Annotated in this window: 25 protein-coding genes; 15 read left to right on the forward strand and 10 right to left on the reverse strand. The window is 69.8% G+C overall.

The features are described from left to right. The first annotated feature begins 16 nt into the window (after nt 1–16). Nucleotides 17–808 carry a Fic family protein gene (locus tag FB561_RS10900; protein WP_145805656.1) on the forward strand — a complete coding sequence of 264 codons (792 nt, stop codon included), beginning with the start codon at nt 17–19 and terminating at the stop codon, nt 806–808. 280 nt (nt 809–1,088) lie between these two features. On the opposite strand, the gene FB561_RS10905 is transcribed toward FB561_RS10900, so the two are convergent. Continuing rightward, nucleotides 1,089–1,907, reverse strand: a complete 819-nt coding sequence (locus tag FB561_RS10905; RefSeq protein ID WP_238334761.1) for an HAD family hydrolase — start codon at nt 1,905–1,907, stop codon at nt 1,089–1,091. Between the two features lie 478 nt (nt 1,908–2,385). Here FB561_RS10905 and FB561_RS10910 point away from each other — a divergent pair, with 478 nt between their 5' ends. Together FB561_RS10910 and FB561_RS10915 are read left to right on the forward strand one after the other, a co-directional pair. After that, entirely contained in the window at nt 2,386–3,513 is a 1,128-nt protein-coding gene (locus tag FB561_RS10910; protein WP_145805660.1) for a chitinase, read from the forward strand. Further along, entirely contained in the window at nt 3,513–4,418 is a 906-nt protein-coding gene (locus tag FB561_RS10915; RefSeq protein WP_145805662.1) for a helix-turn-helix transcriptional regulator, read from the forward strand. Before FB561_RS10910 ends, FB561_RS10915 begins: the two co-directional genes overlap by 1 nt. Here the strand turns inward: FB561_RS10915 and FB561_RS10920 are convergent. Both FB561_RS10920 and FB561_RS10925 read right to left on the reverse strand, forming a co-directional pair. Next, complete coding sequence (locus FB561_RS10920; RefSeq protein ID WP_145805664.1) at nt 4,415–4,864, reverse strand: aminoacyl-tRNA deacylase; 450 nt, start codon at nt 4,862–4,864, stop codon at nt 4,415–4,417. The genes FB561_RS10915 and FB561_RS10920 overlap by 4 nt on opposite strands. Continuing rightward, entirely contained in the window at nt 4,861–6,075 is a 1,215-nt protein-coding gene (locus FB561_RS10925) for an MFS transporter (protein WP_145805666.1), read from the reverse strand. Before FB561_RS10925 ends, FB561_RS10920 begins: the two co-directional genes overlap by 4 nt. Nucleotides 6,076–6,146: 71 nt before the next feature. Here FB561_RS10925 and FB561_RS10930 point away from each other — a divergent pair, with 71 nt between their 5' ends. After that, on the forward strand, nt 6,147–7,025 hold the full coding sequence (locus tag FB561_RS10930; RefSeq protein WP_145805668.1) for a LysR family transcriptional regulator: 879 nt from the start codon (nt 6,147–6,149) through the stop codon (nt 7,023–7,025). 111 nt (nt 7,026–7,136) lie between these two features. Further along, entirely contained in the window at nt 7,137–7,853 is a 717-nt protein-coding gene (locus FB561_RS10935) for an SGNH/GDSL hydrolase family protein (RefSeq protein WP_145805670.1), read from the forward strand. A gap of 54 nt (nt 7,854–7,907) precedes the next feature. Here the strand turns inward: FB561_RS10935 and FB561_RS10940 are convergent, their stop codons facing one another. Continuing rightward, on the reverse strand, nt 7,908–9,452 hold the full coding sequence (locus tag FB561_RS10940) for a glycoside hydrolase family 18 protein (RefSeq protein ID WP_145805672.1): 1,545 nt from the start codon (nt 9,450–9,452) through the stop codon (nt 7,908–7,910). Between the two features lie 205 nt (nt 9,453–9,657). Here FB561_RS10940 and ssd point away from each other — a divergent pair, with 205 nt between their 5' ends. The 4 genes from ssd to FB561_RS10960 are packed head-to-tail and all read left to right on the forward strand — an operon-like array spanning nt 9,658 to nt 13,505. Beyond that, nucleotides 9,658–10,743 (forward strand): septum site-determining protein Ssd, encoded by a 1,086-nt coding sequence (gene ssd, locus FB561_RS10945; protein WP_145805674.1) that lies wholly within the window; start codon nt 9,658–9,660, stop codon nt 10,741–10,743. After that, nucleotides 10,740–11,897 carry a TadA family conjugal transfer-associated ATPase gene (locus tag FB561_RS10950; RefSeq protein WP_145805676.1) on the forward strand — a complete coding sequence of 386 codons (1,158 nt, stop codon included), beginning with the start codon at nt 10,740–10,742 and terminating at the stop codon, nt 11,895–11,897. Before ssd ends, FB561_RS10950 begins: the two co-directional genes overlap by 4 nt. Continuing rightward, nucleotides 11,894–12,712: a type II secretion system F family protein gene (locus FB561_RS10955; protein ID WP_145805678.1), complete on the forward strand. Its 819-nt coding sequence runs from the start codon at nt 11,894–11,896 to the stop codon at nt 12,710–12,712. The genes FB561_RS10950 and FB561_RS10955 overlap by 4 nt, the downstream gene beginning before the upstream one ends. A 13-nt stretch (nt 12,713–12,725) precedes the next feature. Further along, a complete protein-coding gene (locus FB561_RS10960; protein ID WP_238334762.1) occupies nt 12,726–13,505 on the forward strand; it encodes a type II secretion system F family protein in 780 nt (259 codons plus the stop codon). Here FB561_RS10960 and FB561_RS10965 read toward each other — a convergent pair. Continuing rightward, on the reverse strand, nt 13,494–14,558 hold the full coding sequence (locus tag FB561_RS10965) for an ArsR/SmtB family transcription factor (RefSeq protein ID WP_145805680.1): 1,065 nt from the start codon (nt 14,556–14,558) through the stop codon (nt 13,494–13,496). The genes FB561_RS10960 and FB561_RS10965 overlap by 12 nt on opposite strands. Before the next feature lie 104 nt (nt 14,559–14,662). Here FB561_RS10965 and FB561_RS10970 point away from each other — a divergent pair, with 104 nt between their 5' ends. From FB561_RS10970 to FB561_RS10995, 6 genes are all read left to right on the forward strand, one after another. Next, complete coding sequence (locus FB561_RS10970; RefSeq protein ID WP_145805682.1) at nt 14,663–15,496, forward strand: aldo/keto reductase; 834 nt, start codon at nt 14,663–14,665, stop codon at nt 15,494–15,496. Nucleotides 15,497–15,599: 103 nt separating this feature from the next. Further along, entirely contained in the window at nt 15,600–15,809 is a 210-nt protein-coding gene (locus FB561_RS10975; protein ID WP_145805684.1) for a DUF4244 domain-containing protein, read from the forward strand. A gap of 88 nt (nt 15,810–15,897) precedes the next feature. Then, nucleotides 15,898–16,263, forward strand: a complete 366-nt coding sequence (locus FB561_RS10980) for a TadE family type IV pilus minor pilin (protein WP_145805686.1) — start codon at nt 15,898–15,900, stop codon at nt 16,261–16,263. Beyond that, nucleotides 16,260–16,643: an Rv3654c family TadE-like protein gene (locus FB561_RS39205; protein ID WP_145805688.1), complete on the forward strand. Its 384-nt coding sequence runs from the start codon at nt 16,260–16,262 to the stop codon at nt 16,641–16,643. Before FB561_RS10980 ends, FB561_RS39205 begins: the two co-directional genes overlap by 4 nt. Beyond that, a complete protein-coding gene (locus FB561_RS10990) occupies nt 16,633–17,061 on the forward strand; it encodes an NYN domain-containing protein (RefSeq protein WP_145805691.1) in 429 nt (142 codons plus the stop codon). Before FB561_RS39205 ends, FB561_RS10990 begins: the two co-directional genes overlap by 11 nt. A 203-nt stretch (nt 17,062–17,264) precedes the next feature. Continuing rightward, a complete protein-coding gene (locus FB561_RS10995) occupies nt 17,265–17,885 on the forward strand; it encodes a response regulator transcription factor (RefSeq protein ID WP_238334763.1) in 621 nt (206 codons plus the stop codon). Here the strand turns inward: FB561_RS10995 and FB561_RS11000 are convergent, their stop codons facing one another. Genes FB561_RS11000 through FB561_RS11020 form a run of 5 tightly spaced genes read right to left on the reverse strand, consistent with a single transcriptional unit; the run spans nt 17,886 to nt 23,404 of the window. Continuing rightward, complete coding sequence (locus tag FB561_RS11000) at nt 17,886–19,139, reverse strand: CehA/McbA family metallohydrolase (RefSeq protein WP_145805695.1); 1,254 nt, start codon at nt 19,137–19,139, stop codon at nt 17,886–17,888. After that, nucleotides 19,139–20,239, reverse strand: a complete 1,101-nt coding sequence (locus FB561_RS11005; RefSeq protein WP_145805697.1) for an ABC transporter ATP-binding protein — start codon at nt 20,237–20,239, stop codon at nt 19,139–19,141. The genes FB561_RS11000 and FB561_RS11005 overlap by 1 nt, the downstream gene beginning before the upstream one ends. Beyond that, nucleotides 20,239–21,060: a carbohydrate ABC transporter permease gene (locus tag FB561_RS11010; protein ID WP_145805699.1), complete on the reverse strand. Its 822-nt coding sequence runs from the start codon at nt 21,058–21,060 to the stop codon at nt 20,239–20,241. The genes FB561_RS11005 and FB561_RS11010 overlap by 1 nt, the downstream gene beginning before the upstream one ends. Then, a complete protein-coding gene (locus FB561_RS11015; RefSeq protein ID WP_145805701.1) occupies nt 21,057–21,980 on the reverse strand; it encodes a carbohydrate ABC transporter permease in 924 nt (307 codons plus the stop codon). Before FB561_RS11015 ends, FB561_RS11010 begins: the two co-directional genes overlap by 4 nt. Beyond that, nucleotides 21,980–23,404, reverse strand: a complete 1,425-nt coding sequence (locus FB561_RS11020) for an extracellular solute-binding protein (RefSeq protein ID WP_145805703.1) — start codon at nt 23,402–23,404, stop codon at nt 21,980–21,982. The genes FB561_RS11015 and FB561_RS11020 overlap by 1 nt, the downstream gene beginning before the upstream one ends. Nucleotides 23,405–23,823: the final 419 nt, after the last annotated feature.

The raw sequence follows: 23,823 nt of genomic DNA on the forward strand, positions 1-23,823 counted from the left end.
CCTAGGGTGCTGTGCCATGAGTGCTGACGCGTTCGAGCCACTGGCCGGACTGGAGGGCGTCGGGTCGGCCGCGCGGGCCGCCCGGGACGCCGTCGACGTGCTGCTGCGCGACCGCGGCCTCCGCAAGGTCGGCGCGGACCTGACCGCCGAGGCGCTGCTCCGGGGCGCGCACGCGTCCGCTGTCCTGGCCGGCAGCCGGGCGAGCCTGGAGGAGGTCCGCCAGGGCGGTGGCGATCCGCCGGCGCTGGGCGCGGTCCGGATCACCGGCGAGCTGATGAGCCTCGCCCCGCAGGCGGACACCGCGCCGATACAGGTCTGGACCAGGCTGCACCAGCTGGCGGCCGCCGACCTGGGCGGACCGGACCAGTTGGGCCACCTGCGGACCACTCGCGAGCCGGTCCCGGACGACATCCCCGGCCTGCCCCCGGCCCCACCGGCCGACGTGATGTGGGAGCGGCTGAGCGGCCTGGCCCAGGCGCTGACCCGGCCGACCAAGGCGCCCGGGCTCGTCGTCGCCGCGATCGTGCACGCGGAGCTGGCCGTGCTCCGGCCGTTCCCGACCGCGAACGGCATCGTCGCCAGAGCGGCCGAACGCGCCCTGTTGGTTGCCCGAGGCATCGATCAGGTCGCGGTCACGGTACCCGAGGCCGGCCACCTCGAACTGGCCGCGTCGTACGCACCCGGACTGACCGGCTACGCCACCGGCGGGGTCGCCGGGGTGCAGAGCTGGTTGCTGCGGGAGTGCGAGGTGGTGGCCCTCGCCGCCGAACGTTCACCACTCAACATCTCTGCCCAGCAAGGGAAATGAGCCCCCGCCCGCCACATGCGAACGGCGCTCTCTGACGAGAACGCCGTCGCGGGCACGCCGTCCCGGTTACCAAGCGTGCACCTCGTCTGCCGCCACAGGCCGGAGCCTGGGTCGCGCTGCCCGGTTGGGATGGGCTGGTCGCCGCGTGGGTGCCTGGCTAGCGTGCAATCTCTACAGGAACCCTTGCGGGCCCCTTTGTTGTCTTCCTTTGTACTCCCGAAAACCCTTCCTGGGAAGGGCTTGGGGCACGTTCATCAAGCTGAGAAAATTGTCCGGGAGTTCAGCTTTCGCCCCGGCCGGACCGCCGGCGGACGGCGTACAGCAGCACTCCGACGGCGGCCAGTCCGGCCCCGACCGCGGTCGCGCCGACGGCCTGCCGGCGGACCTCGCGGAGCCGGGTGCGCTCGGCCAGCGCGACCGGTTCGCTGAAGTCGCGGACCGGCCAGCCGCGCTCCCCGGCCAGCCGGCGCAGGGCTTTGTCGGGGTTCGTCGCGACCGGATGCCCGACCGCGGCGAGCATCGGCTCGTCGGTGATCGAGTCCGAATAGGCGTAGCAGTCGGCCAGGTCGTAGCCCTCGGCGGCGGCCAGCGCGGTGATCGCGATCGCCTTCTGTGGACCGTAGACGTAGTCCTCGATCTCACCCGTGTACTTGCCTTCGGCAACCACCATCCGGGTCGCGATCACCCGGTCGGCACCGAGCAGCGCGCCGATCGGCTCGACCACCTCGCTCCCGGACGAGGACACGATCACCACGTCCCGGCCGGCCGCGTGGTGCTCCTCGATCAGGGTCACCGCCTCGTCGTACACGATCGGGGTGACGATGTGGTGCAGGGTGTCGGCGACGATCGCGCGGACCGTCCGGACGTCCCAGCCGGCGCACATCGCGGACAGGTACTCCCGCATCCGCTCCATCTGGTCGTGGTCCGCGCCACCGAGCAGATAGACGAACTGGGCGTATGCGCTGCGCAGCACGGTTCGCCGGTTGATCAGGCCGCCGGCGTAGAACGGCCGGGAGAAGGCGAGGGCGCTGGAGCGCGCGATGACGGTCTTGTCCAGGTCGAAGAAAGCGGCCCCGCGGACCCTCCCCAACTGCTCCATGACGCCGAGCATAGGCCGCGGAACGAAACGCCGAGGCCCCCGGGCTTTCGTGTGGCCTGCTCGTCTGGTTAGACTGATGAGCAGTGTGACAGTGACACTGGCTCGGGCGCCTCGAGAGGGGTTTCCGGGCGCCGAACTTCATGATTTCAGCCGCAACAGAACTGAGATGTGTGAGTCCGGATCTCGGGGGGTACATATCCTCCTGACAGTGGCAGACTGTCGCCTCCTGATCGGCCCCCGGCTCCTCCCCCCGAGCCCGTGGCCGAAGACGGCCCCCGGTCACCCCCCCGCCGGGGGCCGTCGCCTTTCTCGGCACAGGTTCCCCCGGATTGCTAGATGCATCCCGAGCGCCGATGGTTGCGTGCGCGACCGGAAAACCTCAGAAGAGTGTACATTCCTCACTTTTCCTGAGTGTGAGAGCGCTTCCACTTTATGTAGGGTCTTGACAATGTAGTCGCGTCGTCACACTTTGTGTCACATGACCCCGCGAAGCCGCCGCCCCCTGGCCGCGATCATCCCCGCCCTGCTCACCGCCGCCGCCGGCCTGGTCCTGCTCCCGGCCATCGGCTCAGCCGCCACCGATCCCGGCACCAACGGGACCTTCGAGACCGGCACGCCGGCCAGCCGGTCCTGCTCGACCGGAACCGCCGGCGGCAACGCCCGCTGCACCCAGACCGTGGGCGGTCCGACGAACCCGCGGGCCGCGAGTCTGCCGAAGCACATCCTCACCGGGTACTGGCAGAACTTCGACAACGGTGCGACCGTGCAGCGGATCAGCGACGTCCAGGCGAACTACGACCTGATCGCGGTCGCCTTCGCCGACGCGGATCCGGCCGAGCCCGGCGGGATCACGTTCACCTTGGACCCGGCGCTGGCGAGCCGGCTCGGTGGGTACACGGCGGCGAAGTTCAAGGCCGACATCGCGGCGAATCAGGCGGTCGGCAAGAGGGTGATCCTGTCGGTCGGTGGCCAGAACGGCACCATCTCGGTCGGCAACGCCACGGCCGCCGCGAACTTCGCGAGCAGCGCGTTGTCGGTGCTGCGCGAGTACGGCTTCGACGGGATCGACATCGACCTGGAGAACGGCGTCAACGCGCAGTACATGGGCCAGGCGTTGCAGTCGCTGCGCAGCCAGTACGGCAGCGGGCTGGTGATCGCGATGGCGCCGCAGACGATCGACATGCAGAGCACTTCGTTCGAGTACTTCAAGCTCGCGCTGGCGATCAAGGACATCCTGACCGTGGTCAACGTGCAGTACTACAACTCCGGCGCGATGAACGGCTGCGACGGCCGGGTGTACTCGCAGGGCACGGTCGACTTCATCACCGCGCAGGCCTGCATCATGCTGCAGAACGGCCTGCGTCCCGACCAGGTCGGTCTCGGACTACCGGCCTCGAGTCAGGCGGCGGGTGGTGGGTACGTCGCGCCGTCCGTGGTCAACGACGCGCTCGACTGCCTGACCAGGGGCACCAACTGCGGCAGCTTCAAGCCGAGCACCACCTGGCCGGCGCTGCGCGGGGCGATGACCTGGTCGACGAACTGGGACGCGACGAACGGCAACGCGTTCTCCGACCAGGTCGGCTCGCACGTCCACTCGCTGCCCTGATGCACAGCTACCGCCCCTCGCCGGTGCTGGCGGCGCTCGGTGTCTGCTCGGAGGACGAGCAGCTCTACCGGGCGCTGCTGGCCCGCCCGGAAGCCGCCACGACCGACCTCGCCGTCGACCTCGGCTGGGCCACGCCCCGCGTGACTCGTCACCTCCGGTCGCTGCTGTCGCACGGCCTGGCCTCCCGTACGCCGGGCCGCCCCGCTCGGTACACCCCAGCCGTACCGGAGGCGGCTGTGGAACTCCTGGCCTTACGGAAGCAGGCCGCGATCGTCGAGGCTCGGCTGGGCGCGTCGGTGCTCACTGCGGAGTTCCGGGCGCGCCGGGACGCCGGGCCGTTCACGGTGATCCGCGGGGCCGAGGCGATCGCTCAGCGGTACCAGCAGGCGCTGCAGAGTGCGCGGAACGAGGTGCTGGTCCTCGGCCAACCGGTGCGGCCACGACGTACCGACGGGGTGATGTACCGGTTCATCCACGACGTGACCGCGTTGGTGGATCCGGTGGAGCTGGCTGCAGCCGGTTCCGTCGGGGGTCGGATGGTGCGCGGGGTACCGCTGGTGCTGGTGGTCGTCGATCGGCGGACGGGGTTGCTGCAGACCGGGCCGGACGTAGTCGTCGAGTTGGGGCCGTGCAGTCTCTTGGACGGGTTGCTGCGGCTGTTCGAGCTGTTGTGGCAGCAGGGGACGCCGTTGGGTACGGAGCCGACCGATGGACCGTTGACCGAGGCGGATCAGCAGTTGCTCTCGTTGGCGGCTGCTGGGCTTACCGATCGGGCGATAGCGCGTCGGTTGGGCGTTGCGCAGCGCACTGTCGAGCGGCGGATGCAGCGGATCCTCAAGGCACTCGACGCGACCACGCGGTTCCAGGCGGGTCTGCGGGCCGGTCGGTTGGGCCTCCTGGCCTAGTCGGTTACGTCCGCAACAGTGGCCTTGAGGGCCTTCACCAGGGCTTCCGCGTCGACGGTCAGGCCGACGCCGTGGTCGCCGCCGCCGATGGAGATGGTGCCGGTGATCCGTTCGTCGGCGATCACCGGCCAGGCGTGGTTACTGCCGAGCGGCGTGATCGTGCCGCGGACGTAGCCGGTCACCTGGAACGCGGTGTCGGCGTCCGGCATCGACATCCTCTTCACACCCAGCAGGGTGCGCAGCTTCGGCCAGGCGATCTCCCGGTCACCGGGGACCAGGACGAACCGGTAGTCGTCGTCGGACAGCCGGACCACGATCGTCTTGATCAGCCTGGCCGGCTCGATCCCGCGGGCGGCCGCGGCCTCCTCGAGCGAGTTCACCCGGCCGTGCCGGGTCTCGGTGTACGCCAGGCCGAGGGTGTCGGCGGCTTCGCTAGCTCGGGTCACCCGGCCAGTTTCGCATTCCGGCTAGGAACCCGCCGGAGCGCCAGGGCCAGGACCAGGGTGACGCCGAACAACACCCCGGCCTCGACGGCGACACCGGGCCACGCCGAGTGGGACCACGCGGTACCGGCGAGACCGCCGAAGACGGACGAGCCCAGGTAGTACGCGAAGAGGTAGAGGCTGGCGGCCTGCGCGGTACCGCCGCCGACTGCGTGTGCGCGGACCGCGACCCAACCACTGGCCACTCCGTGCACCGCGAAGAACCCTGCCGTCATCACTGCGAGCCCCGCGACCACCAGAGGGAGCGGGGACGCCAGGGTGATCGCCACTCCGCCCATCGTGATCAGGCACCCGATCGGTACGACAGCGCGCCGCCCGTACCGATCGGCGAGGCGGCCCGCGATCGCCGATGCGGCCGACCCCACGACGTACACGGTGAACACGAGTCCCGCCGGACCCGGGCCGAGGTCGTACGGCGCCGCGGCGAGGCGGAACCCGGTCGCGTTGTACACGGCGACGAAGGCGCCCATTGCGGCGGCCGAGATTCCGTAGAGGGCCAGCAGACCGGGGTCGGTGAGTACTGCGCGATTACGCCGGGTCGGGCTCGGGGAGAAGTTGCGGGAGCTCGGCAGGAGGAACGCGACGAGTGCGGCGCAGACCAGGCCGAGTACCGCGATGCCACCGAGGGCCGTGCGCCATCCGCCGAGGTCGGCGAGGCCACCGCCGATCAGCCGGCCGGTCATCCCGCCGAGTGCGGTGCCCGCGATGTAGAGGCCGCTCGCCCTGGCATGGCTGTCCTCGTGCACCTCTTCGCGCAGGTACGCCATTGCCACGGCCGGGAGTCCGGCGAGCGCGATGCCCTGGACACCACGGAGCGCCAGCAGTACGTGCCAGGTCGGCGCGACGGTGCACAGTACGGCGATCACGGCAGCCGCGGCCACGGACCAGCGCATCAGCTTGGTCCGGCCGAGCCGCTCGGATGCGGGGCCGGCGATCAGCAGCGCGATCCCGAGGCCGAGCGTGGCGAAGGACACGCTGAACGCACTCTGGCTGGGGGAGATGTCGAACGCGGTCACGAGCTCCGGTAGTAGCGGCTGCGTGCTGTAGAGCATGGCGAACGTGGCCAGCCCCGCGGCGAACAGGGCGACGGACAGCCGGCGATACCCCGCTTCCCCCGGCCGGTACCCGGGTGGCGTGGCGATCGCGGTCTGCATGCCTTCGACGGTGCCAGAGCGGGTCGCATACGTAAAATGTCGCCAATGTGCTACATCGATACGATTGCGGTATGAATGTCGGCGATCTGCGCTGGTTCGTGGTGCTGGCCGAGACCGAACACCTGACCGAGGCGGCGGCCGCGCTCGGGACGAGCCAGCCGAACCTGTCCCGCTCGTTGCGCCGCGTCGAGGCCGCCTTCGGGGTCCGCCTCTTCGAACGCGAACACCGCGGCCTCCGGCTCAACCCGTACGGCCGGATCGTGCTCGCGGCGGCCCGGGCGTCGACGGTCGCCGTGGACACAGCCCAGCAGCAGATCGACGCGCTGCTCGACCCTGACTCGGGTACGGTGCGGCTGGCGTTCCTGCACTCGGTGGCGACCGGCATCGTCCCCGACCTGCTGACCGCGTTCCGCGCCGAGGCGCCGAGCGTCAACTTCGGCCTCCGCGAACAGCCGTCCCACGACATCGTCCACAGCCTCGAATCCGGCGAGGCCGAGCTGGCCATCACCGGTCCACGGCCCGATCCCGCGGTGTTCGGCTGGCACCTGCTGCAACGCCAGCGCCTCTGCCTCTACGTCCCACCCGGTCATCGCCTCGCCGGTCGGCACCGCGTCAACCTCGCCGAAGCCGCCGAAGAACCCTTCGTCGGCCTCCGCCCCGACTTCGGCTTCCGCCGCGTCACCGACGACCTCTGCCGCGCCGCCGGCTTCACCCCCTCCGTGGCCTTCGAGTCGACCGACCTCACCACCATCGACCGCCTGGTCGGAGCCGGCCTGGGTGTAGCGGTCCTCCCCGGCGGCGCGGTCCGAGGAACCGAGAGCGGCGCCACCCCAGTACCCCTGGAAGGCATCCGGGCCCGCCGAGACATCGGCCTCACCTGGCGCCTCACCAACAACCTCTCCCCAGCCGCCGACCGCTTCCGCACCTTCGTCCGCTCACTGCGTCAGTAACTGCAACTAGCTGCAACAGGGTTGGTCGCCGCCGTCTCCTTCGGCCACAGTACGAAGGTTGCCTGAGGACCCATGTGCGCTCAAGTTGATCGTTTCCTGAAAGGTGTGCTGATGAACAAGCCCTCACGACGGCAGTTGTTCCTGGCTGGGGCGGTGGTGGCCGGGGCGACGGTGGTGTCGACCGAGACTGCTTTCGCGGACGGGTACGGCTCCGGTGCGCTCGGACCGTGGGAGGGGTCGTCGAAGGCGATCTCCACGACCGCGCAGATCAACCCGGTGCTCGCGAACGACGGGCTCTACATGTTCGGGGACAGCATCTCCGTGCAGGACGGGTACTCGCTGGCGCAGCGGTTGCTCAGCCGGACCGGTGACAGCATCGCCGTGCACAACTGGTCCGGGCGGCCCACGGCGCCGGCTGTGGATGCGTTGGCAGAGTGGGCATCGGCGTACGGGATGCCGCGGCGGATCCTGATGGCGACGGGGTCGAACGACATCTTCACGCCGCCGGTGTTCGCGGCGCAGGTCGACCGGACGATGAGCATCGTCGGCTCCAGCCGGACCGTGTACTGGGTCAACACCCAGGTCGTCCGGACCAGCCAGACCGCGGCCGTGCAGTTGGCGGACCAGCGCAACAGCGCGTGGATCAACCTTCAGTTGGCCGACGCGCAGAAGCGGCACCCGAATCTGAAGATCGTCCGCTGGGCCGAGTTCCTCGCCGCCAAGCCGTCCCGGCTCACCAGCTATCTCCGCGACGGCGTTCACACCACCGCCCCGCTCGGCCAGGACGCCCGCAACGAGCTGATCGTCCAGGCCATCGAGGCCGGCTGACCGTCCCCGCGGCAGGTGGAGGGTTCCCCCACCTGCCGCGGGTCGTCGTCGCCGTCAGAAGCCGGCGGTGATGCGGGTGAACTCCCAGTCCGGTTGGGCGATGCCACTGCAGTTGGAGACGACGCCGCCGCCGGCGCAGCCGCGGTCGCGGTTGACGGACCAGAACGCGAGCCGGCCGAGACCCTTGCCCTTGGCCCAGGTGGTGATGTTCTGCCAGGTCGCGGTGGTGGTCAGCTCCTGCTGGTCGGACAGGCCGTTCATACCGGAGATGCCCTGGTGCGCGTACGCCTGGGCGTCGGTCCAGCCGAACGTCGCCTTCAGCTTGTTCTTCAGGCCTTCGGACGCGTTGACGGTGTCCTGGTAGATGTTCGCGCTGCCGAAGTCGAACGGCATCAGCGTGTAGACGTCGATGTTCGCGCCGAGCGCCGCGGACCGCTCGATCAGCCGGTTGCCCCAGTAGTTCGGGCCGGTCGTCGAGGTGCCGAAGGTGAGGATCGTCTGGATCCCGGGGTTGTTCTGCTTGACGATCTTGAGCGCGGTCAGGATCCGGTCCTGGACCACCTCGCTCTCGAACTCGTCGCTGTTCTCGATGTCGACGTCGATCGCCTTCAGGTTGTAGGCGTTGATCACCTGCTGGTACGCCCCGGCCAGGGCTTCGGGCGTACTGCAGTTCGGGCCGAGCTTGTTGCCGCTCCAGCCGCCGATCGACGGCACGATGTCGCCGCCGGCCGCGCGGATCTGCGCGATGGCGTTGGCGTCCGCGCTGCCCTGCAACGGCCGGCTGCCGTCCCAGGCCGGGTTGCAGCCGCCCGACGAGAGGATGAACGCCATCGTGAACCACTTGATCCCGGTCGCGTTCATGACCGTCGCGGGGTTCGGCGGGTCGCCCCAGCCCATGTAGAGGTAGGGCGCCGCCCGGCGAGTACCGGTGCCGCCCCCTCCACCGGTCGCCGTGGTGACGGAGAAGGTGGCGCTCTTCGGTCCTTCGCCGGCACTGTTGCTCGCGCTGACCTGGTAGCTGTACCGCGTGTTCGCGGACAGCCCGGAGTCCGTGTACGACGTACCGGTCGGGCTGCCCACCTTCGTGCCGTTGCGGTACACGTTGTACGACGTCGCGCCGCTCGCCGCGGACCAGGAGAGGCTCACCGAGGACGACGTGGCCGTACCGGTGAGACCGCCTGGTGCGCCGGGTACGGTTCCGCCGCCACCGCCCGCGCAGGTTCCGCCGTTGAGACGGCACGCGGCGAGGCCGGGGAAGTTGCCGGGGTTCCCGTTGAAGCCGAACGTGACGCTGGCTCCCGGGGCGAGTGGGCCGGCCCAGTTCGGTGGAGTGAACGTGTGGGTCTGTCCGCTGCTGCTCCTGGTGGCGTCCCAGGAACTGCTGATCGTGAAGCCGGACGGGAAGTCCAGCGCGACCGACCAGGTGCTCAGCGAACTCGTGGTGCCGTTCGTAACGGTCACCTTGCCTTCGAACCCGCTGCCCCAGTCCGACACCTTGGTGAAGGACGCGGTGACGGGCGCGGCCTGGGCGGCAGGTGCGGTGAGCACCGCCGCCGCGACTGCGGCGACGGCGGCGATCGCCATCGAGATGCGTTTCATGATGCTCCGATCAGTGGGCGGTACGTGATCAGGCCGAAGCGGCTTTATTTAAAGACGCTTCGAAACGAACGGTAGCGGCTCGGAGCGCGCCGGTCTCCGCCTCGTCCTGGCGGATTGCCGCTGCTGACGGAAAGCCGACATCCCTTTGTCCACAGGGATTCGGATCGCCGGCCGCGGACCGTCCCGATCACGGCACCTTCTGGGTATGGACAACACCACACCGCCGCCGGCCGTGCCCGTCCTGCTGGCCACCGCCGACGACCTGCTGCTCGATGACCTCCTCCGCCTCGCGGCCGCCGCCGAGGTGACCCCGCAGATCGAGAGGGATCTGCTCGGCCTGCGCCGAAGTTGGCAGTCCGCCGCCCTGGTGGTGGTCGGCCAGGACTTCGTCGAACCGTTCGCCCGGACCCAGCCGGTCCGCCGGCCGGGCGTCGTGGTCGCCGGGACCGATGCCGACGACGCCGGCATCTACCGGCGCGCGCTCACCATCGGCGCGGAAGGCGTCTTCCTCCTACCGGGGGAGGAGGCCGTTCTCGGCGACAAGCTGGCCGACACCCTCGACGGAGGAGTGCGGGCCGCCGTGACCCTCGCTTTCGTGGGCGGCTGCGGTGGCGCCGGGACCACCACGTTGGCGGCTGCCGTCGCCGTGACCGGGAGCCGGCGTGGATTGCGCACGATGCTGATCGACGGTGACCCACTGGGCGGTGGGATAGACCTTGCCCTGGGCAACGAAGCGGGTGACGGGTTGCGTTGGCCGGGTCTGCTCAACGCCGCCGGCCGGGTGAGTGCTGCCGCACTGCGGGCCGCGTTGCCGGTCGTCGACGGGTTGGCGGTGCTGTCGTGGGACCGATCGGAGGTGGCCGCGTTGCCACCCGAGGCGATGCGGTCCGTGCTGGGGGCCGCCCAACGGAGCAGCGACCTCGTCGTCGTGGATCTACCGCGCCGTGGCGATCCAGCGGCGGAGGAGGCCTTCGTACGATCCACGTGCACTCTGCTCGTCGTACCGCGGGACGTTCGCTCGTGTGCGGCCGCGGCCCGGCTGGTCGGTCCGTTGCGCGAGGTGGCGACCGACCTGCGGGTGGTGGCCCGGGAGCCGGGGTTGGGCGGCCTGTCGGCGGTCGACGTCGCGGAGTACCTGGCGTTGCCGTTGGCGGCGCGGTTGCGGTTCGACCGGGATCTGCCAGGGTTGATGGACCAGGGCCGGTTCGATCCACGGCCACGGGGTGCGCTCGGCCGGACCGCGTCGGAGGTGCTGGACGCCTTCGGTCTGTACGGATTGCTGGCCGCATGAGCGTCTCGGTGGAGTTGCTGGACCGGGTTCGCGGGACGCTGGCGGCGCAGGGTTCGGAGCCGACACCGGCCCGGGTGGCCGCGGCCCTTCGCGCGGACGGGGGCGTCTTCGGCGATTCCACGGTGCTGGCCGTCGTCGAGGAGCTCCGGCGCGAATCCCTGGGCGCGGGACCACTCGACCGTCTACTGGCCGAGCCGGGGATCACCGACATCCTGGTGAACGGGCCGAACCAGGTCTTCGTCGATCGCGGATCCGGACTCGAACGGACCCACCTCCGCACCGGCGACGAGACCGCGGTCCGCCGGCTCGCCACCCGTCTCGCCGCAGCGGCCGGCCGCCGACTCGACGACGCCACTCCGTACGTCGACGCGCGGTTGCCGGACGGGACGAGGTTCCACGCGGTCCTGTCGCCGGTGGCCGCGCCGGGGACGTGCTTGTCGCTGCGGATCCCGTCGCGCAAGGTGCTCCGGTTGGAGGACCTGGTCGCCGCCGGTTCGCTGCCGGTGGCGGGCATGTCCGTGTTGCGCGACCTGCTGGACGCTCGGCTGGCGTTCCTCGTCAGCGGGGGGACCGGGACGGGTAAGACGACCTTGCTCAATTCGTTGCTGTCGCTGGTCGACACCTCGGAGCGTCTGGTCGTGGTCGAGGACGCGAGCGAGCTGTGTCCGGCCCACCCGCACGTGGTCCGGCTCGAGGCCCGGCCCGCGAACGTCGAGGGATCCGGCGAGATCAGCCTGCGGGACCTGGTTCGGCAGGCGTTGCGGATGCGCCCGGATCGGCTGGTCGTAGGCGAGGTCCGGGGCGCGGAGGTGGTGGACCTGCTGAGCGCGCTGAACACGGGACACGAGGGCGGCTGCGGGACGGTCCACGCGAACTCGGCCTCCGACGTACCAGCCAGGCTCGAAGCGCTCGGGGCGTTGGCCGGGCTCGATCGCGCCGCGCTGCACAGCCAGGTGTCGTCTGCCTTGCACGCGGTGATCCATCTGACCCGGGGACGGGACGGTGTCCGGCGGGTCGAGGAGATCCGCGTGGTCGGCCGGACGATCGCGGGTGAGCTGGAGACACGGCCGGCCGTGCTGTTCGAGGCCAACGGCAACGTTCAACTGAGTGAGGGAGCGACCCGGCTCACCAAGCTGCTGGCCGGTGCCGCATGAACGACGCAGTGCTCGCAGCGGTGATGACCATGCTCGCGGTGTTCGGGTTCCTTCCTCGCCGAGGTCGTGGCCTGCACCGGCTCACCGCCGCCGCTCAGCGCCGACCGTCGACGGGCGCGACCGAGTTGGCTCGATCGTCCAGCCGACGCCTGGTTCCCCTCGCCGGTCTGGCCGTGGTCGCGGTGGCGGTGGGGTTGTCGCTCGGTCCGGGGCTCGTCGTCGCCTGCCTGGCCCTCGGCGTCATCCTGTTCGTCGTCGCGGGCCAGCGCCGAGCAGCGCGTCGACTCTCCCTGGCGGCAGAGCGGCGGACTCAGGTGATCGAGGCCTGCGATGTGCTGGCCGCGGACCTCACGGCGGGTCGCCCACCCCACGAAGCCCTCGAAGGCGCGGCCACGATCTGTCCCGACCTCCAGGTCGCCGCCACCGCCGCGCGCCTCGGCGGCGACGTCCCCGGCGTACTCCGCCTGTCGGCCGAAACCCCTGGCGCCGAAGGACTCACTTCCCTTGCCGCCGCCTGGCGCGTTGCCGAAGAATCAGGAGCCCCCTTCGCCAGCATCACCGAACGCCTCGCCGCGACCCTCCGCGCCGAAGAAGCGGTCCGCCACCAGATCACCACCAACCTGGCCGGCGCCCGCACCACCGCCCGTCTCCTGGCAGTCCTTCCCCTCTTCGGTACAGCCCTCGGCTATGCCCTGGGCGCCAACCCCCTCACCTTCCTCACCGAAACCCCACCAGGCTGGCTCTGCTTGGCCACCGGCCTGGCCCTAGCCATCACCGGTCTCCACTGGACCAACCGCCTAGCCACGCCGCACTAACCACAGGACCCTCATGCCCACTCCACCCCAGCTGGTGATGATGAACTCCGCCTCGGCGGTGTGCGCGGCTGTTGCTGCGGCTGTCGCGGTCATGCTGCTGGTGCCGGGTCGTCCGGGGCCGCGGCGGCTGCTCCAGCGTGGCCGCCTGAGCTTCTTCAACCGACCCGGCACCCAGAAGGCGCCACCACCTCGCCTCCACCGACTCGTGGCGCTTGCCGCCGCCTTCGGCGCGATCCTGCTTCTCGGCTTTCCCCTCGGCCTCCTCGCCGCACCAGCCGCGTACTACCTCATCCCCCGCGCCCTTGGCCGTTTGGAGTCCGCCGACACCCGACGACGCGCAGCCCGCCTCACCGCGGACCTTCCGCTGGCGGTCGACCTTCTCGCCGCCTGCCTTCGCGCCGGCCGCCCACCCCAGGCCGCGCTCGGTACCGTCAGCCGCGCCCTCGACGGACCCCTCGCCGACCTGCTCGCCGAGGTCGAGCACCGCCTGACCCTCGGCACCGACCCCGCCGACGCGTGGTCCGCCCTCAGCGACGAACCACCGTGCGCTCCGTTCGCCCGCGCGGTCCAGCGAGCACTCCGTTCCGGCGCACCCCTCGCGAAAACCCTTGAACACCAAGCCGACGACACCCGCCGATCGCTCCACTGGGCCGCGGAAACCCAGGCTCGTACTGTCGAAACCCGTGCCGTACTCCCACTTGGCCTCTGCTTCCTCCCCGCGTTCGTCCTGCTCGGCATCGTGCCGACCGTCGCGCACATCCTGAGTACGACGATCCCCGCCCTAGCCCCCTGACGACTCCGGCGCCCCGAGCAGCGACTCGGCCACACTGGTCCGCGCATAGAGCACGAAACGCCCTACCCGATGCGCGGTCACCAGCCCACCGTCCCGCAGCACGCCCAACTGCTGCGATACTCCGCCGGCCGACATCCCGGTCCGTGCCGCCAGCTCCGTCGTCGACCGCGGTACGTCCAACTGCGCGAGCAACTCCGCCCGCGACCGTCCGAGTACGCCGACCAACCCGGCCGGTGCGTCCACCGAAGTGTCCGTCCACAACGTCGCGATCCCTCGAGCGGGATACGTCACCGTCGGCTGCCAAGGCGGAATCGTGCTCGAGTACACCGTCGGCCAGACGAACGCGGACGGCGTCAACAGCAGCCCCTCCCCGGCGAGCTCCCGCGTTCCGTTGAAGCGCCGATGGCGGATGTGCAGCGCCCCATCCCGCCACCGCACGGCCTCGGCCAGGTCCTCGAACAACCCGGCCGGTCCGGCTTGTCCGAGGCGCCGCCCGCGATACAGCAGATCCCCTTCGAGGAGCGCGCGAATCCGCCCCCACTGCGGCGCGATCGCCACCTCCCAGTACGCGGCCAGCTCACCGGCCAGCCGATCGACCCCCGCCTCCGGATCGGCGTACAGCTCCGCCACCGCCGACGACGGCAGGTCTGCCGCCTTCGCCCGCTTGAGCCGCTTCGGTAGTGCGGCGTCCTTCAACGAGCCAACGGGATGCGTCCGCGCGTACGCGAGTACGTCGAGGTCGGCGCGCACCTGGTCGGGGGACACCCTTCGCAGCGTCGCGAGCTCGGCCGTCAGGTCCGGCACCGGGCTTCGCGGCGGCGGGGTGAGGAAGTCGGCCGAGTACCAGACGTGTGGATCCACCAGGTCGAACAGGAGACCGAGGTCGGTCCCCGGCTGGCTGATCCGTACCCGGGTCGTCTCGGCCCAGCGGCGATGGAACTGGTGGGCCCGGGGTGTCCTGAGCAGCCGGATGCTCGCGACGATCTCCCACAACGGAGAGATCGCCAGCCGGGTCCGGGCGACGTCCTCGACCGTGAAGGTGATCGTCAGCATCTCCCGATGATTTAGCTGGAGGCGAATCATTTCAAGGCCGCCCGCGGTCTTCCGAGGATGGTGGCAGGCCGGTCCGATCGTCCGGCCGCGACGAGAGGATCACCATGGACCATTCACCGACGCTGAAGCTCGGCGATCTCGACGTGCACCGGCTCGGCTTCGGCGCGATGCGGCTGACCGGATTCCGTCCCCACGACGAGCGCTCCGACGCGGTCCACGTTGCTCGCCGCGCGGTCGAGCTCGGCGTCAACTTCATCGACACCGCGGACGCGTACGGCCTCGGCGCGAACGAGGAGCTCCTGGCCGAAGCCCTGCACCCGTACGCCGACGACCTGGTGATCGCCACCAAGATCGGCCACACGAGGCCGTCCGCGGGCGAGTGGATCCCGCTCGGCCGGCCGGAGTACCTGCGTCAGGCGGCCGAACTCTGCCTTCGCCGGCTGAAGGTGGACACGATCGATCTCCTTCAGCTGCATCGCATCGACCCGAAGGTGCCGGCCTCGGAACAGTTCGGCGCGCTGGCCCAGTTACGGGCCGAGGGCAAGGTTCGGCACGTCGGCCTGTCGGAGGTCGGCGTCGCTCAACTGATCGAGGCACGGCAGCAGCTGGACGTGGTCAGCGTCCAGAACCGTTACAACCTCACCGATCGCGAGCACGAGGCCGTACTCGACTATTGCACGGCCGAGGGAATCGCCTTCGTCGCTTGGCTTCCGATCGCACAAGGCGGTCACGCGACGTCGCCCGTACTCGCGGAGATCGCGGCCGAGCTCGGTGCGACTCCCACCCAGATCTCGCTGGCCTGGTTGCTGCACCGATCGCCGGTCGTCGTACCGATCCCGGGAACGCGGTCGGCGGATCATCTTGCCGAGAACGTCGCGGCCGCGCGGATCGGGCTCACCGGCGACCAGCTGCGACGGTTGGCCGGCGCCGCCTCCTAGTTGTCCCCAGGTTCGAATCTCCTTGTCTGCAAGGGCTTTCGCGACGGCACCTTGTCAGTGAGCCGTTCCGGACTGGCCGGGCGGCAGACCGGGAGGTTCGACTATGTCCAAGATGCTGGTCCCGACGACGCGGCGCCGGGTGCGGAACGAGCGAGGCGCCATCACCGCGGAGTACGGGGTCACGATGGTCGCGGCCTGCGGGCTCGGCGGCATCCTGATCGGCCTGCTGAAGTCCGACGCGATGCTGGCGGTGCTCAAGGCGATCATCAACTGGGCTCTGCAGTCCGCGGGGATCGAGGGCGTCCAGTTCTGACCGACCGGGCGACTCCGGCCGTGCCCCCGCAACGGCGCTCGGCCGGCGTCGCCCGCCCCGGACCTCTTGGACGAAAGGAGACGAGCGGATGAGACGTGGACGCAGATCCCAGGCCGGCACCGTCACGGCCGAGGTGGCCATCCTCTTTCCGATGCTGCTGGCAACGATCATGGCCGGCTGCTGGGTCGCCGGCGTCGTGATCAGCAGCATCCGCTGTACCGACGCGGCGCGCGACGTCGCCCGGGCGGTCGCGCGCGGTGAGACCACAGCCACGGCGACATCCATCGGCGAACGCGCGGCCCCGTCCGGCGCCCAGATCGAGGTCACTCGCGAGGGTGACGACATCCACGTCGTCGTCCGCGCCGTCACCGAGTGGCCGGCGCTCCCGTCGGTGGTTCCGATCGAGGGCCGAGCCACAGTGCAGGCGGAGCCGGCGACAGAAGAGCAGCCATGAAACCACGTGACGACCAAGGCAGCGGAAGCCTCCTGGTCCTTTGGGTGGCGGTCGCCCTGTTGAGCGCGACCATGCTTGCCGTGCTCTGGGCGACGGTCTCCCTGACTACCCACCGTCTCAAGGCCGCCGCTGACCTCACGGCCCTCAGCGCAGCCCAATCTGCACGGACCGGAGACCCGTGCGCTACAGCAGACCGCATCGCCGAGCTTCACCACGCAAACGTCACCAGCTGCGTCCTGGACGGCGAGACCGTCACGGTGGAGCTGGCCACCGACTTGGAGCTCGGCGCGATCGGTTCGCCCACCCTGACCACGAGGTCCCGGGCCGGTCCGGTCGGGGCCGAGACCCCCGAGGGCGCAGACTGGGAGGGTGAACGATGACCGGCAAGCCCTCGTCGTGGTCGACGCAGCCAACGTCATCGGATCCCGCCCGAACGGCTGGTGGCGGGACCGGGCCGGCGCCGCCCGCCGCCTGCTGGCCAGCCTCACGGAGTACCACCAGAGCCTCGCCGTCCCGCACCCCGTCACCGTCATCCTCGAAGGACAGGCGCGAGCGGCCGCCCCCGACCCGGCGGACCACGCGACCGGCGACGGTCAGCGCGAGGCCGATGGCGTGGAGGTCGTAGTCGCGGAGGGATCGGGTGACGACACGATCGTCGACGTGGTCCGCCGGGCCGCCGATCACGAGCCCGCGCGCCCCATCACGGTGGTCACGGCCGACCGGGGTCTGAGGGCTCGGGTGGAGGCGTTGGGTGCCACGACGGTCGGTCCCAGCTGGTTGTGGGACCGCCTGCCGTAGTCCCAGCCGACGCGGGGCACTAGCGCAGTCTGGTGTTACTGGTGTGACTGGGGTGGTGGATCGCGATCTGGTCGCAATCTGGTAGAGATACCGCGTTGATGTGGACGGCGTCACACGCGGCGCAGCATCATCGTCAACCGAAGTCCTGCCCACCCACCCGGACGCACCTCCCCGGCGCCCGGACGGTCACCCCGGAGGCTTGTTTGCCCGACCGCATCCGGCTGCTGCTGGTCGACGACCAGATCCTCAGTCGCGGCGTGCTCAGAACCGGTCTGGAGCGCGAGCGAGACCTGGAGATCGTCGCCGAGCTCGGCCGCAGTGACGACGTCGTCGCGGCCGCCAAGACGCACCGCGCGAACGTCGCCCTCCTGGACACCGCCGGCCCGGGTCAGGCCAGCCTCCGCGTCACCACCGAGCTGCGGACGAAGATGCCGGAGTGCCGGGTGGTCATGCTCACCACGTTCGGCCGGCCGGGCCACCTCCGTCGCGGGCTGGACGCGGGCGCCAAGGGCATCACCCTCAAGACCACGCCGGCGCCGGAGCTGGCCGACGCCGTCCGCCGGGTTCACCTCGGTCTCCGCGTCGTGGACGCCAATCTCGCCGCGGAGACCTTGCAGTACACCGAAACCCCTCTGGACGAAGGCGAAACCACCACGCTGCGCGCAGCTCGCGAGGGCGGTTCGGTGGCCACGATGGCCCGCAAGCTGGAGGTCTCCGAGCAGGTCGTCCGCAACCGGCTCTGGTCCGCCATCGGCAAGACCGGAGCCCGGACCAGGGCCGACGCCGTCACCATCGCCGAGCACAACGGCTGGCTCCTCGACTGACTAGTTGCTCAGGGCTATGAACTGACCGGTGTGGTCGACCAGGACGTGACCGCCGGACTGGGTGGCGGGGAGGGTTTCCTGGGCGGTCGACACGCGGCGCCTGGTCCCGTCGGGGGAGATGAGCACGGTGTTCGGCGCATCCAGGACGACGAAGTCCTCGTCGTTGCGGAGCAGCGCCGGCGCCGCGTAACCGGCCGAGATCGCCGTCCGGCCCGCGGCGAGACCCGCCAACACGGCCTCCACCAACTCGTCGGGACCGGCCGCGGCAGCGTCCACGGCGATCCACGTGGTGGGGATCCCGGGCGGCGTGAGCGAGGAAGGGTTGTGCCAGTCGCTGCCGCCGATGGGCGTGGTCGTCGTGAGGTCCCAGGCTTCCCACCAAGCGACGGGGCCACCCCAGCGCCGATCCAGCCAGGACGAGTGCCAGATCTCGGCCAGCGGCGGATGCGCGGTACCGAGGGGTTGACGCCATGAGCAGTCACCACCGAGCGGGTGGTTGATCGACAGCAGACCACCACGAGCCGCGACCGCGGTGACCCAGGTGGCGGCCGGTCGGCGGAAGTCGATCGCCCCGATCGCACCGAAGGCGTTCGCGTGGCCCGACTCGGTCGTGACCTCTTGACCGGGGATCAGCCCGATCCCGAAGCGCTTTCCGACAGCGGGCAGTTCCGCGTGGTGCGCCTCGGTGTTGTGGTCCGTGCAGGCGAGGACGTCCAGACCTGCGGCGACACCGAGTGCCGCGAGGTTCGCGATCGGCGTCGAACCGTCGGAGTGCAACGAGTGAGCGTGGAAGTCCCCGGCGACCCACCGAAGCCCTTCACCCGCGGGCAGATCCCGACGAGGCGGCCGCTCCGGTAGGCCGACAGCCGCCGTCGCCGCCACGTACTCGTCCAGCCCGGGCACCACCGACACCGGCCCGGTCACGGCCTCGACGGTCAGTTCGACCCCCTCGACCGGCAGACGGTGAAGGCCGAGGACGACCCACCACGTGCCCTCCTCAAGGTCGCCGGCCACGTACCCCGGGGTCGCCGCCGACGGCGTGATCGCGAACGTACGCCGCGCCCCGCCGGACCACCCGCGCCAGCCTGAGGCACCCTCGCACCCGATGTCGATGACTGCGCCCTCGACGTCGGGCACCGTCAACGTCACCGACAGCCCGGGACAACCCGGCGGAATGTCGACCGGCAACGAGTGCCAGACCGATTCCGCCCGATCGTCGAGAGTCCAGCGCCTGCGATGAGTTGTGACAGCCATCAGCCGACGACGGCGGGTTGCCGGGCCAGCAGCTCGCCGGACTCCTTGTCGTACAACAGCACCCGCCGCTCCGGCGCCGTCAGTACCACGGGCGCTCCCGGCTCGGGCTCGTCCTCCTCCGGCACCGTGACCCCGATCAGCGTGCCGTCGCAGTCGACGGACACCAACGACGAGGTACCGAGGTTCTCGGCGACGACGACCTCACCGCGGATCGACTCGCCGTCCTGCAGCCCGGATCCCGCCGGCGCCAGCGTCAGGTACTCGGGCCGCACGCCGACCGTGACCTCCGCGCCCTCCGGGACGGACCCGGTGGCCGCGGGCAACGACCCGCCGACGAGGGAGACCGAGCCGTTCGCCTCCACGACGCCGTCGACCAGGTTCATCGGGGTCGAGCCGATGAAGTTCGCGACGAACGTGTTGGACGGCCGGGCGAAGACCTCGCGCGGACTGCCGAGCTGGCGGAGCTTGCCGGACTGCATCACCGCGATCCGGTCCGCCAGCGCGAGCGCCTCGGCCTGGTCGTGCGTGACGAAGACCGTGGTGATCCCGAGGTCGCGCTGCAGCTTCTTGAGGAACGTCCGCGCCTCCAGCCGGAGCCGCGCGTCCAGGTTGGACAACGGCTCGTCGAGCAGGAGCACCTTGCCCTGCGACGCGATCGCCCGGGCCAATGCGACGCGCTGCTGCTGTCCACCGGAGAGCTGGCCTGGCCGGCGTTCGAGCAGGCCGTCCAGCGACAACTCCGCCGCGGTCCGCTCGGCCGTCTCGGTCCGGGTGGACGCGGCGACCCGGCGTACCTTCAGCGGGTAGGTGATGTTCTCGGAGACGGTCATGTGCGGGAACAGCGCGTAGTCCTGGAAGACCATCGCGACGCCACGCTTGCCCGGTTCGGTCCGGGTGACGTCGGCCGAGTCGATCCGGACGGTGCCCTCGGACGCGTTCTCCAGACCCGCGATCGTGCGCAGCAGCGTCGTCTTGCCGCACCCGGACGGACCGAGCAGGGCGAAGAACTCGCCGTCGGCCACGTGCAGGTCCAGCCCGTCGACAGCGCGGACGCCGTTCGGGTAGACGGTCGCCAGGCCTTCGATGTCGATGCCCGCCATCAGCTCTTGATCCCTCCATGAAAGCGGAACCCGTACCGCGAGTTCACCAGCAGATACAGCACGACCACCGGGATCGAGAACAGCAGCGAGAAGACCGGGATCACCGAGAGGTTGGCGCTGCCGCCCTCGTCGGTGAAGGTCTGCAACAGCACCGCGCCGGGCTGCAACTCGATCGACCGGATCAACAGGAACGGCACCAGGAAGTTGCCCCAGGAGTTCACGAACGCCCAGACCAGGATGGTGGCCAGCCCGGGCCGTGCGACCGGCAGCACCACGTCCCGCAGGATCTGCCCGGTGGACGCGCCGAACACGCGCGCCGACTCCTCGTACGACTTCGGCACCGCGTCGACGAAGTCCTTCAGGATGAAGATGGCCGCCGGCAACAACCCGCCGGTCATCACCAGCGCGACGCCGAACCGCGAGTCGATCAGCCCGAGCTGGAACATCATCACGAAGATCGGCACCATCGCCGCGGTCCCGGTGACCACCGACGACAGCAGCAACAGCCCGTACAGCAAGGCGTCGCGGCCGGGAATGCGGACCCGGGACAGCGCGTAGCTCGCGAGCGCCGCGAACGCGGTGACGCCGATCGCGGTGGTCACGCAGATGACCAGCGAGTTCACCATCGAGTGCAACGCGTACGGGTGGTCCAGCGTCTTGCGGACGTTGTCGAGCGTCCAGTCCGGCCACTTCACCCCGAGCCCGGGCGACTCGTCGAACGGCGCCGACGCGATCCAGAGCATCGGGACCGCGAAGAACAACGTGATCGCCGCGATCAGGACGTAGAACCCGATCCGGCGGACGACGTACGTGGGCGTCATGCACGCCTCCTCAGCAGTCGCAGGTAGAGCAGTGCGACCAGCAGGTTCGCGATCAGCAGCAGGAACGAGATCGCGGACGAGTAGCCGAGCTCACCGCCCTGCAACGCCACGTTGTAGATGTAGACCGGCACCGTCTCGGACTCGTGGTTCGGGCCGCCCTTGGTGAGTAGGAACGGTGAGAAGTCGTTCGCGGTCCACAGCGAGATCAGCAGCGTGTTCGTCAGCACGTGCCCGCGGATGTGCGGGAACACCACGTCGCGCAGGGTCTGCCAGCCCGACGCCCCGACCATCCGGGCCGACTCCAGCTGGGACGGCGGCACCGCCTGCAGCGCGGACGAGTACAGCATCATCGAGAACGCCGTCCCCCGCCACGTGTTGAACAGGACCAGGCAGACCATCGGGTACTCGATCAGCCACGCGGTGCCCTGTTCCCCGAGGATGCTGTTCAGCGTCCCGGTGTCCCGGTCGAAGAACGCGACCCACAGGTACGCCACCACGGTCGACGGCAGGATCCACGCCAGCAGCACCAGGCCTTCGACGGTCCGGCGAACCGCGGGGCGGGCGCGGCGCATCGTCCAGGCCAGCGCGAAGCCGAGGATGTTCTGCCCGATGATCGCCGACCCGAGAACGAACAGCAGAGTCAGCCAGAGCGCGTTGTGGAACAGCGCGTCGTTCAGCGCTTTGGTGTAGTTCGACAGCCCGACGATCGACGGCGAGACCGCCTCGACCCCCGTCAGCCGGTAGTTGGTGATGCCGATGTAGATCGTCCACACCGCGGGGAAGACCAGGAAGGCACCGATCAGCAGCAGGGCCGGCGCGACGAAGCCCAGGGCCCGGCCGATGCCGAGCCCTGCGACGTCCTGCGCCGGACCGCGGACCCGCGCCGGGCGTACCGGCGCGGGGTCGGTCGTGGTGGCCATCAGTTGCTGCTGACCTTGTCCTTGCTGCCGGCCGCCGCCTCCACCGCGGTCTGGTACGCCTTGGCGGCGTCCTCGACCGACTTGCCGCCGACCACGTCCGCGGTGGCCTGCTGCAGCGCCGCCGACACCTTCGGGTACTCGGCCAGGCCCGGGCGGTACTGGGTGTTCCGCAGCACCTCGGAGGCGACGAAGTTCAGCATCGGGTCGCCCGCCAGCACCTTGGCGTTGACGTCGGAGCGCTGGGTGATCTTGGCGGCGCCGTTCAGCCCGGCCTCGACCATCTCGGCGGAGTTCATGAACTGCAGCAGCTCCCAGGCCTGCTGCGGGAACTTGGTGTTCGGGTTGATCGCGACCGCGCCACCACCCGACATCGAGACGAAGTCCTGGCCCTTGATGCCGGCGCCGGCCTTCACGGCCGGGATCTGCGCGTAGCCGACGACGGCGTCGCGGTCGGCCATCTTGGCGACACCCTCCTTCGGCTCCACGACGCTGCGCCAGAAGTAGTCGCCCTCGAGCAGGATGCCGATCTTGTTCGCGGCGAACTCGGCGAACGACTTGTCCCGTCCCTTGGCCTCGCGCTGCAGCACCGGGTCGCCCAGGCCGGTCGAGTAGATCTGCTTGTAGAACTCCAGCACCTGACGGACCTGCGGCGAGTCGCCCAGCCACTTGCCGTCGGTGTTGATGGTCGCGCCGGTGCCCACCAGGAGCGGCAGCACGCCCTGCATCGAGGTCGCCTCACCCATCGCGGTGCCGGCGTTGATCTGGATCGGGGTCACCCCGGACAGCTTCTTCAGCTGCTGGCCGGCCTGGATGATCTCGTCCCAGGACTTCGGCTGCCAGTCGGCCGGCAGCCCGGCCTGCTGGAACAGCTTCTTGTTGAAGTACAGCACCCGGCCGTCGGTCCCGCCGGGCACGCCGTACCGCTTGCCCTCGAACACGCCGAGCTGCTGGACCGACTCCGGGATCTGCTTCCAGCCGTCCCAGTCGTCCACCTTGGCGGCGTCGCCGACGGTGTCGGTGAGCGGCTTGATGTACCCGGCCTGGGCGAACTCGCCGACCCAGATGCCGTCGATGTTGATCAGGTCCGGCCCGGACTTGTTCGACAGGTCCAGCGACAGCTTCTGCTTGTAGACCTCGTCGTCGGAGCCGTCACCCTGGAACTTCACCGTGACGTCGACGCCCTTGGCCTTCTGCGCCTCGACGAATTTCGGGATCAGCACGTCCTGGGTGAAGGTGGCGCCGGCGCTGTTCTTGCCACCCTTGACCGAGTTCGAGCCGAGCGTCAGCTCGACCTTGGTGGCATCGGCGTTGCGGTTCGCGTCCTGGTCCCCGGCATCGTCCGACGCGCCGAGACAGCCGGTCAACAGGACAAGCGCGGCCGCACTCAGCAGGGCCGGCGGGGTCAACCGCGAAATACGTCGCATCAGTAAAGCTCCTTGCGGGGGTCTCGGTGCGGCCAGTGCCGGATCACCCTGGCACTCGGAGCCAACTTTGTGAAGACTTTTCCGTAGAGGGTAAGAAAACGTTGTCAACTTCCCACTCGTCCAGCGGTACTCAGGGTTGCTCCGCGGATGCGCTCGGTGAACCCTCGTTGCCCACGGCCACAGGCTGTCAAATCCGGTGCGCGCGGCAAGCATTGCGCTCTGGTTAAAGCTCACTCGCAGTTACATGTCAAAGAGTAGCGAGCTAGGTACAGAACGTGACGCGGTGACGTACCTTCGAGGCGAACTGTTCACTGGATCGGAGGTGACGACATGGGACTGGTACACGGACTCTCTTGCCTGCTCGACGACCTGTTGGGGTGCCACTGGCACTGCTGGTGGTGACGGACGCGGCAAGACTC

Source organism: Kribbella amoyensis (genome assembly GCF_007828865.1).
Classification (GTDB): Bacteria; Actinomycetota; Actinomycetes; order Propionibacteriales; family Kribbellaceae; genus Kribbella; species Kribbella amoyensis.